Here is an 11,967-nt window from a genome sequence, read left to right as displayed (position 1 = left end):
GACGAGCACCGAGTACGAACAGCAGTCGGTGAAGGTGCCGGCGAGCGGCAAGCTGACGTACTACGTGCACGTCGACACGGCCGAGACGACGCGTTCCACGAAGTACGACACCGCGAAGGTCCAGGTCATCAACGGCACGACGACGAGCACGGTGTCGACCTTCTCGAACCTCGACGCGGCGAGCGGTTATGTCGCGAAGACGGTCGACCTGTCGGCCTTCGCCGGCAAGACGGTGACGCTCAAGTTCACCGCGTCGGAGGACTCGGTCTCGCAGACGTCGTTCGTCTTCGACGACGTGGTCGTGAAGTGACGGCGCACTGACGTCACCTCGACCTCACGTCAGGGGCCGTTGACCGGGCGCTGAGGACGACGCCGGTGGGTGCCACCCGAATCTCTGGTGGCACCCACCGGCGTCGTGGTGTGTGGTGTGTGCTGTGTCGTGACGGTCGGGTAGGGGTGCGAGATTTCTCGCGCGTGGCCCCACCGGCGAGCGTGGTCGAGCCGCGCGGACGAGGCGGGCCGTCAGGTTCGCGCGTGGCCCGTCAGTGGAAGGGCGGCGTCACCCGAGCAGGTCGAGCTCCTCGGCTCGGATCTCGGTGACGTGGTTGCTGCCCTGGGTGCGCTGCTCGGTGACGTCGCCGCGCACGCGGATGACGGAGCCGAGGCGCAGGTGCTCGGTGGCGGGCAGCGGGCAGCACAGGGCGAGGCCGTCGTCGACGGTTCGGAAGCAGTGGCGCACGACGTCGGCGGTGTCGCCGTCACGTGGCGGGGTGGTGCCGGCGACGCGGGCGATGACGTCGACGGTGGTGCCCACGTCGGCGAGGAACGCGACGGACGTCGTCGTGCCGGAGCCTCGTTCGGCGGGGCCGGCGGCGACGCCGGAGTAGCGCTGGTCGGCGTCTTTGCGGTCTTGGCCGCGCACGATGCGCGGAATGGTCACGGGGAGGGAGATTACGTCATCCTCAAGGGGTTGAAGCAGTCGCGGAGCACCGTGACGCGCGTGGCGTCGCGGGTGGTGTGGGCCTTGACGAGGCCGGACAGGGCGAGTCGTTCACCCTCGGTGATGCCGTAACGGCGCTGAGTCGACCACTCGAGGAGATCGTTCGTGCCCTCGACGCGCAGCACGTAGGTGAACGTGCGTCGCGCGGCGGTGACATGTTCGACGACGACGCGCAGGCGCAGCTGTCCGCCCTGCGTGCCGATCCATTCGCTCGCGGTGTGGCGCGCGAGGATGCCGGCAGCTGTGCTGGGCTTCTCGGCATGGCCGCGGGTGGGCATGGCGTCGGTTGCGGAGGTCGTGACGCGGTGCGCGTGTGGGCACATGAAGGCTGGCGCAAACATCGACTTCCCCTCTCCGTGAACGATGGTCTCGGTATGAGGACGCATGAAACCCCACGCAGGTTGCGTGGGGTGCTCGAGCAATCGTGTGTTCCCCTCTTTCGAGCGTAACGCGCATCGCCCCCTCGGACGGCGGTCGCGAGGAGGCGATATGACGGGCGGGCGAGACGTGTGTCGCTATGCCTTGCGGCGCAGCGCCTTGGGGGCGCCGAGAGCGGCCGCGACGCCGAGGGCCGAGCGGGGTGCCCAGGCCGTGCGCCACAAGCCACCGTGTGCGGCGCCGTCGCTGAAGAGTTCTTCGGCGTGGGCGCGCTGAGGCGCGGCGCCGGGGGCGAGGTCGTCACGCATGACGTCGTGGACGAGCAGCGCCGCCATGAGCGCGCGGCTCGTCTCGGCGGCGAAGACCTCGACACCGAAGTGGTGCGCGCCGGCGTAGGCGGCCTTGAGGGCGGTGTTCTTCGTCACCGACCGGGTGAACGTCGCGGGTGCGACGTTGAACGAGACGCGGCGCCCGTCAGCCTCCGAGGCGACGGCGCGCCAGCGCTGCAGGCGCTTCGCGACGGCGTAGTTGGGGCCCTGCTGGGCGATGATGCAGTCGGTGACGCGCGAGCCCTTCGGGTAGGGCTCGGTGAACAGTTGGCCGCGTGACGCGGTGCGCAGCGCGCGCTTCGCGAAACCCTTGCTGCCGTGGCGTGACCACCTCGAGCGGGCGGCGTCGATGATCTCCTGGGGTACGACGAACGCGTCGGTCGGCGTCGCGAGATAGGCGAGCACCGTCGTCGGGCGGCGCTCCTGCAGCCAGGTGGCGATGAGGTCGGCGGCGAGCGTCAGGCGGATGTGCATGCCCGAATCGGCATAGGCGTGCATGCCGAGGACGACGGTGTCGTCACCCGCCTGCTCGTCGATCCACGCAGCGACGGCCGCGGTGTCGCGCGTGATGTCGGCGCCCGTCTCGCCGTCCTTCGTCGGCAGGCTGACGTGGCCCGCACCGTCGCGCGCCATCTTCTCGAGGCGCTCGCTGACGCGGGGGATGTCGATCGCGAGGATGCGTGCGCCCCAGCTCGACAGCATCTCGAGCGGCCCCATCTCGGCGCCGGCGCCGATGTCGGCGACGACGTGGCCAGGCAGGCTCAGCCACTCCGGGTGCGCGACGACACGCATGACGGCGTCCGCGCACGACTGCTCCACGATGCCCTTGTGCACCCACGCCGCGAGTTGGCGTTCGAGATCGTGGCCGCTCAGCATGCGCCCCTGGTAGGGGATGGCGAGTTCCTGACGAGGCTCGGCGGTGCCGTCCACGGTGTGGGTGCCGAACGTGCCGCGGGCGGCATCGACGACGGCGTCGACGTCGAGGTCGGCGAGCGGTGTCTGCGTGCCGTCGTTGGCAACGTGGACGAGATGGGCGCGCGCCGCGGCGAGGCCGTCGCGGGCGATCGTCGTCGCTGCATCGTCAGCGGCAGCGGTGCGGACGGTGAGTTCGCGCATCGCACCGACGTACCCCTGACGCCACGACGTGTCGGCCTCGACTCGGCTCGCCAGTGTGGGATCGCTGCTGCGCACCGCTTCCGCGACGATGGCCTTGACGGTCGGCGTCGTCGGGCGCGTGCCGTCGGATCCGGCCGGGAACTGGATGCCGACCTCCTCGCGGACGGTGGTGTCGGCGGACGTCGGTGTGGCGGTCCTCGGCATCATGAGCCTTTCGCGCAGGTGGTGGGTACCTCACCATCGAAGCGCACTGCGTAGTGTGACTTCGCCAAGAGACGCACCAACTCTGGACGGTCTCGTTTGGAGGTTTCCTCCAATTCGGCGACCGCGCCGACATCATCACGGTGCGACGTTGCATAAGTGGGCCCGCTTCGGTTGACCATGACGAAAAAATCGGTGGCGTGGTTCGTCAGGTCACGGCAGACTCGACGTCATGAACGACACGCAGCTCTCGACCGCAGCCACGTCGCCGACGGCGACGGCTGGTAGTGAGGAGTACCTGCGCGTCAACAAGGCCAACTGGGATGACCGTGCCGTCGCCCATGCCGCAAGCCCCGACTATTCGGTGCAGCACTTCATCGACCACCCCGACGCCATCAGCCGTGTCGTCCGGTTCGACGTGGAGCGTGCGCCGGGGCTCGGATCGCTCGACGGGCTCGACGTCGTCCACCTCCAGTGCCACATCGGCACCGACACGTTGTCGCTGAAACGGCTTGGCGCGCAGCGCATCACGGGTGTCGACCTGTCGCCGAAGTCGTTGGAAGAGGCCCGGCGCATCGCCGCTGCAGCCGGACACGGCGACATCGAGTACGTCGAATCCGACGTCTACTCGGCGCCGCAAGCCCTGGGCGGCAGGCAGTTCGACCTCGTCTACACCGGCATCGGCGCGCTGTGTTGGCTGCCCAGCATCGAACGCTGGGCCCAGGTCGTCGCGGCGCTGCTCAAGCCCGGCGGGCGACTGTTCATCCGCGAAGGCCACCCGATGCTTTGGGCGATGGGCGACCACCCAGCCACCGCGAAACGCACCCTGCGCGATGACGAATTCACCACCCCTGCCGTGGAGTTCCCCTACTTCGAGCAGGAGCAACCACTCGTGTTCGACGACGGCGGCACCTACGTCGAGACCGACCACGAGTTCACCGCGAACGTCACGCACGAATGGAATCACGGGCTCGGCGAGGTCGTCACGGCGCTGCTGAACGCCGGGCTCCGACTCGACGCACTCGTCGAGCACCAGAGCGTCCCGTGGAACGCGCTGCCCGGCCAGATGGTCGAGATCGAACCGAACGAGTGGCAGCTCGCCGAGAATCCCGCGCGGCTCGCCGCGACCTACACCTTGACGGCAACAAAGCCTGCGGACGTCGACGACGCAGGCAGCGCGCGCCTCACCGCACCCGAAGCATCTGCGTCGCAGGACACCCCGACGCCGCCGGCATCGGACGAACCCTCGGCCCGAACGACCTGACGTCTGCTCCGTATCTCCATGCGGCGCACGCGAACACGCAAGGAGAACACCATGGAGCGAATCAACGCGAAGCTGTACAACTGGGCCTCGATCCTCGAGGAATCGACCCGCGAACAGGCCCTGACGACGGCGTCGATGCCATTCATCTTCCCGCACCTCGCGCTCATGCCCGACGCTCACCTCGGTCGCGGCGCCACCGTCGGCTCCGTCATCCCGACGCTCGGCGCGATGTCTTAGGTCGCGCCGCGACGCAGCCCTGCGGGCCTCGCTGCGCTCATGTCCTCGGGTTGCTGCGGCACTCCGTCATCCCCGCCGCCGTCGGCGTCGACATCGGCTGCGGCATGATCACGGTGCGCACGCAGCACACCGCCACCGACCTGCCCGTCGACCGTGCGCCCGTACGTCAGGCGATCGAGCGCGCCATCCCGCTGTCGGCCGGGGGAGTGAACCGCACGATCAGCCGCGACCACACGCGCACGCGCCTCGACGAGCTCAGCGCCATGGCCGCCGACGCCGGGTTCGACCCCGCGACGTACGCGAAGAACTGGACGCTACAGCTCGGCTCGCTGGGCTCGAGCAACCACTTCATCGAGATCTCCCTCGACGAGGACGACCGCGTCTGGCTGTTCCTGCACTCCGGTTCGCGCGGCGTCGGCAACAAGATCGCCCAGCACCACATCAAGACGGCGACCGACTACTGCGCGACGAACTGGATCGACCTGCCCGACCGCGACCTCGCATACCTCGTCCAGGGCACACCCCAGTTCGACGCCTACTCCCGGTCGCGCCGCGACGCAGCCCTGCGGGCCTCGCTGCGCTCGTGTCCTCGGGATGCTGCGGCACTCCGGCATCCGCGAACTCGAGTGGGCACAGCACTTCGCCCTGCTCAACCGCGAAGAAATGATGGACCGCGTCGTCCGCCAGTACAGCGAATGGGCTGGCGAACCCGTCATCGAACAGGAACGCATCAACTGCCACCACAATTACACAGAGCGTCTTCCGGCTTCCCAGGCGCGATCGCTGTTTCTTCCGGCGGAAGGGGTTCACAAGCTCACCCCATCCGCTCGGCGCGACACGAGCTGGTCACGCTTCTCACGCCCCACCTGGCGGATACCGGGTGGAGCGCGAGCAGCTCAAAGCGATCTACACGACGCGTCGGTCGAGAAATTCAGTTGTGGCGTGGGGCGCCGGCCTGCGAGATTCACCCCATGAACCCTGAGGCGTTTCGCGACCTGTACGACTCTCAGCTGCGCGGTCGGGCGGAGGTGGCCGACACCGACGAGGTGACGCCGATCGGCCCGGTGTTCGCTGCGACGTTCCCGGGCCGGCGGCGCGGATTCGTCACCTACGACCCGTTCGTCATGGACGACGGGCTCGACGAACTCATCGACGCCGTCGTCAGCCATTTCGAGGCCGACGAGCGCGTCGACCACTTCGAATGGAAGACGCGCGGCCACGACGTCCTGCCGTGGCTGCTCCAGCGGCTCGAGGCGCGCGGATTCGAACTGGAAGAGCCCGAGACGGTCATGGTCGGGTCGGTCGACGACGTCATCGCCGCCGACGAGGGCCTGCCCGCCGGGTACACGCTCGAACGCGCCACCACCGAGCAGGCGATGCGTGACGCCGAGGGCCTCGCCGGGCGCGTCTTCGGTGATTCCCCCGAGCGCAGCCGACGCCACGGCGACGAACTCGTCGAGCGCATGAGGCGCGATCCGGAAAGCTTCGAGATGTGGTTCGTGCGCGACTCGGCAGGCGACATCGTGTGCTCGGGGCGGGTCGATTTCGTGGACGACACCGACTTCGCGGGCCTGTGGGGTGGCGCGTGCGACGAACGTCATCGCGGGCGAGGCCTCTATCGTGTGCTCGCGGCGCAGCGCGCCCGAGCGGCCAAGACGCGCGGAAAGGCGCTGCTGCAGGTCGACTGCACCGAGTACTCGCGCCCCATCCTGCAGCGTGCGGGCCTCGTCGCGGTGACGACGTCGACACCCGCCGTCTGGCGACGGCCTGCCTCGAACACGTCTGGCGCACCCTGCTGAGGTGGCATGTGAGGCGACCCAGGAGCGATTCAGGTCATCTGGATAGGCTGTGGAGGTCGTATCGACACCACCCGGGTTCGACGACACGGGGAGAACAATGAAGACGTTGCTCAACATCATCTGGTTCGTGTTCGCCGGGGTGTGGTTGTGGTTGAGCTACATGCTCGCCGGGCTCATCATGTGCATTCTCATCGTGACGATCCCGTTCGGCGTCGCGTCGTTCCGCATCGCCAACTTCGCCGTGTGGCCGTTCGGGCGCACGTACGTCGACAAGCCGACAGCGGGCGTCGGGTCGATGATCGGCAACATCATCTGGTTCGTGCTCGCGGGCATCTGGATCGCCATCGCGCACATCGGCACAGCCATCGCCCTCGCCGTCACGATCATCGGTCTGCCCCTCGCCTGGGCGAACCTCAAGATGATCCCGCTCGCACTGTTCCCGCTGGGCAAGCAGATCGTCCCCGAGAGCGCGGCGCGCCCGCTCATGCCGCAGGCCGGCACGCCGACGACGTCGCGCTACTGACGCGGCGCCGGCGGCGCGGACCCAGAATCGCCGGAGTAGGGGTAGGGCTTGGGTTCATCGTCCGCGCCGATGCCGTAACCGTGCTGCTCCTTCGGGGCCTCGACGGCCATCCACGTCCGAATCATCCCCGGTACGAGGAAGGCTACCCACGCGATCGCCCACGCGTGGAACACGAGGCCGAGCACCAAAAACACGATGAGAGCCAGCGGACCGGAGATCGCGAGCAACTTCTGAGCCGTCGAGTTCGATGAGGCGTTCATGACTCCAGTCTCGGCGCGCCGTTCGTCGCCTCACGCGGCCGACCGTCACGAATCACCCATGAGATGTGTCATGGGTCCACCGCCCGATGTTGCCCGGGAACCGAGGCACCCGCGCCTCGAATCCCGGGCAACACGGGGGAGCGTCAGCGCGTCAGGCGCGCGCGGTACGTCTCGACGCCGTCGCCGGACAGGTCGTCGAGGTAGGCGGTGCGTCCGAGCATCGTCATGATGAGCGCGATGATCGGCCCCGAGACGACGTCGCCCTTGCCCGTCTCCCACTTCTGGTCGGTGGCCATGAGGTGCAGACCCTTGATGCGGTCGCCCGCGCCCATGCCGAGGCCCGCGTCCTTGTAGTGGTCGGCGAGCTGACGCAGCGTCTCGGCGGGGTAGGTGTGTTCGATGTCGAGCGCGCGGCGGATGTCCTCGGCGTGCACGACGACCTCGCCGAGCGCGGCCTCCGCGGAGAACGGCGCCACGCGCTCGTGCATCGACTCGCGGAAGGCCTCGAGCGTCTCGGCGGGTGTGCCACCAGAGAAACGCGCAACGCCGGCGTCGATGACGGCCTGGACGTTGCCCTTGTGCGTCAGCATCTGCTTCGCGGCGCTCGCCTTCGACGTGCGCGCCGACGACGCGAGGTGCGCGACAACCTGCTGCACGCTCCAGTCCTCGCACAGCGACGGGGCTCGCCACTGTGCGTCACTCAGCCCCGCGAGATCCTCGAGCAGCGACTCGCGCTCGTCGTGGACGGACTTCCAGGTGATCTCGTGCGACATCGTCAGCCTTTCGAAGGGCCCGGGGCGCCCGGGCGTGCCGTGTTCGCCCCCAGTCTGCCAGCCGCGGCTGACGGCGGCGCTGACACGCGGGGGGCGTGGGCAGTACCGTCGGGCCCATGGGAATGATCTGGACGGCCTACCGCATGGACGATACCGAGGCGCAGCGACTCGTCACTGACCTCACGTCGACGGGTGACGCGCCCCTGCAGGCGCTCGAGACGCTCGAGAAGTTCGACGACGAGCGCATGCTCGATGTCGACAAGGCCTGGCATGCGCTCGAGCGCCTCTACAAGCAGGCGCACGCTCCGAGCCCGATCTCGGAGGGGCGGGTGCCCGACTCCGAGGACGTCGTCGTCGGCCACGTGACGCCCGCGCGGGTGACGGCGATCGCCGCCGCGATGGGCCGCATCACGCCGAGCATCCTGCGCAAGGGCTACGACGCGAAGAAGTTCACGCGCGACGAGATCTACCCGGATATCTGGGACGAGGACGACGTGCTCGACGTGTACGTCATGCCCTACGACGCCGAGCTGCGCGAGTTCTACGCCAGGGCAGCCGAGGCGGACGAAGCCGTCATCTGGCAGCTGAACTGACGTCCGTCGCGCTCGAACCGGGCGCCTCAGAACGCAGCGCGCCCACCCCATCGAGTGACGAGGTGGGCGCGCTGCGTCGCGGGTCGTTCAGGGCGTCGGTGCCGCCGACGTCCCGTCGATCTCTGTTGCGCCGTCGGTCGTCTTGACGCGGTCCATGCCCATGAGCGCCCACTGCTGCGGCGCGCGGGCCTTGAGGACGAACGACGAGATGACACCGATGACGACGGCGACGCCGATGAGCGCGGGCAGCTGCCACGCGAGGGCGCTGTTCGGGTCTCCGATGAGGTTGCCGAACTGCGATGCGGCATACGCAGCGACGCCGCCCATGAACACGGCCGAGAGCGCGGGCGCGACGAGGGTGCGCCAGAGCCCGCCGAGGCCGGTGCCGGCGGTGGCGACGTCACCCGTCACCGCGTCGTCGGCTGCGGCCTTGCCTCGTGCGCCCCGGTACTTCGCGAAGAACACGACCACGGCGAGCGACGCGAACGCCATGAGGAACAGGATGGCGAGCGTGCCGAGCTGCGTCAGCCAGGTGAACAGGGCGAGCACGGGATCCTTGTCGGTGACGACGAAGATCGTCAGGACGACGGCGGCGAGCACCGTCTGGCTGATCGAGCCCATGTGCGGCGACAGGTGCACCGTGTGCGTGTGGCCGAGGCGGGCGGGCACGAGCCCCTCGCGTCCGAGGGCGAACAGGTAGCGCGCGACGGCGTTGTGGAACGCGAGCAGCGCCGCGAAGACGGATGTCGCGAACAGCAGCGACATCACCTTCGTCGCGCTCGAACCGAGGTAGGTATCGCCCAGTTCGAAGAGGAAGACCGTCGGGTCCGGCTTGAGGCCGCCGAGGTGCTCGACGAGCGTCGAACCGCCCTGCGCGCTCACCATGAGGAACGTCGTGATCGAGTAGAAGACACCGATGACGGCGACGGCGAGGTACGTCGCACGCGGCACGGTGCGACGCGGATCCTTCGCCTCCTCCGAGTAGATCGTCGTCGACTCGAACCCGATGTAGCTCGCCGAGTTGAACAGCAGTGCGATGGCGAGCGAACCGCTTGTCAGGGCGTCGAAGCTGAACGAATCCCAGGCCAGGTGCGATGCGACACCGCCGTGGCCGCCCTCCCCACCCTTGCCGATGATGGCGCCGTCGAGCAGGAGGACGATGAGGAATTCCGCGGCGACGAGGACGCCGAGCACCTTGACGGACAGATCGACCTGGCGGTAGCCGAGCAGCGCGATGACGGCCCACGCGACGAACGCGCACGCCCACCACGGCGGGTCGAAGCCGAGGTTGTCCGCGCAGAAGCTGGCGGTGGCCGAGCCGAAGAGGCCGTAGAGGCCGATCTGCATGGCGTTGTAACCGAGCAGCGCGATCCACGCCGCAGCGCCGCCGGCATGCTGGCCGAGGCCGCGCGCCACGTACGCGTAGAACGCGCCCGTGCTCGTGTGGTGACGTGCCATCGCGGTGTAGCCGACGGCGAACAGCAGCAGCATGGCGCTGACGATGAGGTACGCGAACGGAATGCCTCGCCCGTTGCCGACGAGCATCGCGACGGGCGCGCCGCCGGCCATCGCCGTCAGGGGCGCGGCGGCGGAGACGACGATGAACGCGATCGCGATGACCCCGAGGCGCCCGGAACGCAGGCGATGCTCGGTGTGTGGGATGTCGGAATCCGCGCGCGGACTCATGTCGGGAGACGACGTGGGAGTTGCCATGCCGGGCCTTTCGTTCGGGGGCGAACGACCTCGCCTCGGGGGTCACGGTAACCCATGATGTGATCTGAGACACACGAGGATCAGATGACGATTTGATCTCGCCGTAGGATGTCCGTTTGGGCCCGAACGATTGGTAGTGTGATGCGCATCACCGCACCAGCCAACCTTGCGAGGAGCGTCATGGTCACCGCGCCGCAGCCCGAGAAGATCACCGTCGAGGGGGTCGAGGTCGATACGCGTCACTGGATCGGTGGCGAGCGCGTCACCAGCGCTGACGGTGCGACGTTCACCGACGTCTCCCCGATCGACGAGAGCGTCATCGGCGAGATCAGCGCAGGCGCCGAGGCCGAGGTCGACGCTGCCGTCGCTGCTGCGCGCAAGGCCTTTCCGGCATGGGCCGGCATGCCGGTCGCGGAGCGCGCGGCGCTGCTGCGCAACGTCGCCGACGGCGTCGAGGCGCGCGTCGAGGAGCTCGCGCACGTCGAGACGCGCGACAACGGCGCGCTGCTGCGTAGCCACCTTCGCGGCGTCATGCCGCGCGTCGCGATGAACTTCCGCTTCTTCGCCGACTACCTCGAGAACGACCTCGCCCACCCGGACATGACGGTGCCCGGGCGCGGCCATCGCGAACGCATCACGTACGACCCGGCCGGCGTCGTCGCCATCATCACGCCGTGGAACGCGCCGCTCATGCTCGCGACCTGGCGCATCGGCCCGGCGCTCGCGGCGGGCAACACCGTCGTCGTCAAGCCGCCGGAGTGGGCGCCGCTGACGGCGTCGCTGCTCGCCGACATCATGCGTGACGCGGGCCTGCCCGACGGTGTGTTCAACGTCGTACAGGGCACGGGCGTCGACGCGGGCGCCCCACTGACGCGTCACCCCGGCATCAACCGGCTGTGCTTCACCGGCTCCGTCCCGACGGCCGGCGTCATCGCCGCTGCGGCCGCGCCGAACATCGTCCCGTTGTCGTTCGAGCTGGGCGGCAAGTCGCCGCTGCTCGTGCTCGACGACGCCGACATGGATCTGGCCGTCGACATCGCCGTCGAGCAGTTCGACAACGCCGGGCAGGTCTGCCTCAAGGGCGCGCGTCTGCTCGTCGACGCCAAGATCGCCGAGGAGTTCACGCAGCGCGTGCTCGACAAGGCTCGCACGCTCAAGCAGGGCGACCCGCGCGACCTGACGAGCGACCTCTCCGCACTCATCACGCGCAAGCACTTCGACACCGTCGACGGTTTCGTGCAGCGCGCCAAGGCCGACGGCGCGCGCGTCCTCATGGGTGGGGGGCCGAACGACGAGCTGGGCGGCCTGTTCTACTCGCCGACGATCCTCGCCGACTGCCCCGCAGGCTCGGAGATCCTCACCGAGGAGGTCTTCGGCCCCGTCCTCACGATCGAGACGTTCGACGGTGACGAGGCCGGCGTCGCGATGGCGAACGACACGCGCTTCGGGCTCGCCGCGACGCTCGTGACGTCGGACCCCGAGCGGGCAGAACGCGTTTCGGCGCAACTGCGCGCGGGCACCGTCTGGGTCAACTGCTTCTTCGTCCGCGACCTCGGCGCGCCGTTCGGTGGCAGCGGCCAGTCCGGTATCGGCCGCGAGGGCGGCATCTGGAGTTTCGACTTCTACTGCGACGTGAAGAACTCCGTCTTCGCGCCGAGCAACTGAACGATCGAGTCGCTGAACAACTGAATGGCCGAGAAATTTGGCGGCACTGCTCGCAGGTGCCCGCCGCACATCCTTTGCGTGCGGGGCACCTGGGTGCACGCGCACGCAGAGGATGG

The 11,967-nt window shown here is 68.7% G+C and carries 11 protein-coding genes and 2 pseudogenes; 7 read left to right on the top strand and 6 right to left on the bottom strand.

Going from position 1 to position 11,967, the window contains the following annotated elements; translation table 11 throughout:
* A pseudogene (locus tag AX669_RS13515) lies at positions 1-310 on the top strand (M4 family peptidase); the annotation flags it as partial.
* Positions 311-559: 249 nt separating this feature from the next.
* On the opposite strand, the gene AX669_RS13195 reads toward AX669_RS13515, so the two are convergent.
* The 3 genes from AX669_RS13195 to AX669_RS02135 form a co-directional block, all read right to left on the bottom strand.
* Positions 560-940 carry a hypothetical protein gene (locus AX669_RS13195; protein ID WP_062256271.1) on the bottom strand — a complete coding sequence of 127 codons (381 nt, stop codon included), beginning with the start codon at positions 938-940 and terminating at the stop codon, positions 560-562.
* An 11-nt stretch (positions 941-951) separates the two neighbouring features.
* Positions 952-1,341 (bottom strand): hypothetical protein, encoded by a 390-nt coding sequence (locus AX669_RS13190; protein WP_147286902.1) that lies wholly within the window; start codon positions 1,339-1,341, stop codon positions 952-954.
* 174 nt (positions 1,342-1,515) lie between these two features.
* On the bottom strand, positions 1,516-3,030 hold the full coding sequence (locus AX669_RS02135; RefSeq protein ID WP_062256266.1) for a hypothetical protein: 1,515 nt from the start codon (positions 3,028-3,030) through the stop codon (positions 1,516-1,518).
* Positions 3,031-3,256: 226 nt separating this feature from the next.
* Between AX669_RS02135 and AX669_RS02130 the strand changes: the two genes are divergently transcribed.
* The 4 genes and pseudogenes from AX669_RS02130 to AX669_RS02110 all read left to right on the top strand — a co-directional run bounded on the left by AX669_RS02130 (position 3,257) and on the right by AX669_RS02110 (position 6,847).
* The gene (locus tag AX669_RS02130; RefSeq protein ID WP_062256264.1) at positions 3,257-4,288 is read left to right on the top strand and encodes a bifunctional 2-polyprenyl-6-hydroxyphenol methylase/3-demethylubiquinol 3-O-methyltransferase UbiG; all 1,032 of its coding nucleotides are present in this window, start codon (positions 3,257-3,259) and stop codon (positions 4,286-4,288) included.
* A gap of 51 nt (positions 4,289-4,339) precedes the next feature.
* A pseudogene (locus AX669_RS12880) lies at positions 4,340-5,284 on the top strand (RtcB family protein); the annotation flags it as partial.
* A gap of 212 nt (positions 5,285-5,496) precedes the next feature.
* A complete protein-coding gene (locus AX669_RS02115; protein WP_062256258.1) occupies positions 5,497-6,324 on the top strand; it encodes a hypothetical protein in 828 nt (275 codons plus the stop codon).
* A gap of 97 nt (positions 6,325-6,421) precedes the next feature.
* Complete coding sequence (locus tag AX669_RS02110) at positions 6,422-6,847, top strand: YccF domain-containing protein (protein ID WP_006946995.1); 426 nt, start codon at positions 6,422-6,424, stop codon at positions 6,845-6,847.
* On the opposite strand, the gene AX669_RS02105 is transcribed toward AX669_RS02110, so the two are convergent.
* Both AX669_RS02105 and AX669_RS02100 read right to left on the bottom strand, forming a co-directional pair.
* Positions 6,841-7,107: a hypothetical protein gene (locus AX669_RS02105; protein ID WP_062256256.1), complete on the bottom strand. Its 267-nt coding sequence runs from the start codon at positions 7,105-7,107 to the stop codon at positions 6,841-6,843. The genes AX669_RS02110 and AX669_RS02105 overlap by 7 nt on opposite strands.
* Positions 7,108-7,250: 143 nt before the next feature.
* A complete protein-coding gene (locus AX669_RS02100; protein WP_006947091.1) occupies positions 7,251-7,880 on the bottom strand; it encodes a maleylpyruvate isomerase family mycothiol-dependent enzyme in 630 nt (209 codons plus the stop codon).
* Between the two features lie 116 nt (positions 7,881-7,996).
* Here AX669_RS02100 and AX669_RS02095 point away from each other — a divergent pair, with 116 nt between their 5' ends.
* Positions 7,997-8,473, top strand: a complete 477-nt coding sequence (locus AX669_RS02095) for a YfbM family protein (RefSeq protein ID WP_082740494.1) — start codon at positions 7,997-7,999, stop codon at positions 8,471-8,473.
* An 87-nt stretch (positions 8,474-8,560) separates the two neighbouring features.
* Here AX669_RS02095 and AX669_RS02090 read toward each other — a convergent pair whose 3' ends face one another.
* Complete coding sequence (locus AX669_RS02090) at positions 8,561-10,186, bottom strand: APC family permease (protein WP_006946941.1); 1,626 nt, start codon at positions 10,184-10,186, stop codon at positions 8,561-8,563.
* Between the two features lie 180 nt (positions 10,187-10,366).
* Between AX669_RS02090 and AX669_RS02085 the strand changes: the two genes are divergently transcribed.
* Positions 10,367-11,851: an aldehyde dehydrogenase gene (locus AX669_RS02085; RefSeq protein WP_062256252.1), complete on the top strand. Its 1,485-nt coding sequence runs from the start codon at positions 10,367-10,369 to the stop codon at positions 11,849-11,851.
* Positions 11,852-11,967 lie beyond the last annotated feature (116 nt).

The sequence above is a fragment of the Dermacoccus sp. CCH2-D9 genome (assembly GCF_001556795.1).
In the GTDB taxonomy this organism is placed as follows: Bacteria; Actinomycetota; Actinomycetes; order Actinomycetales; family Dermatophilaceae; genus Dermacoccus; species Dermacoccus nishinomiyaensis.
The sequence above is the reverse complement of the archived record's forward strand: the minus strand, read 5'-3'. Positions and strand labels throughout refer to the sequence as shown.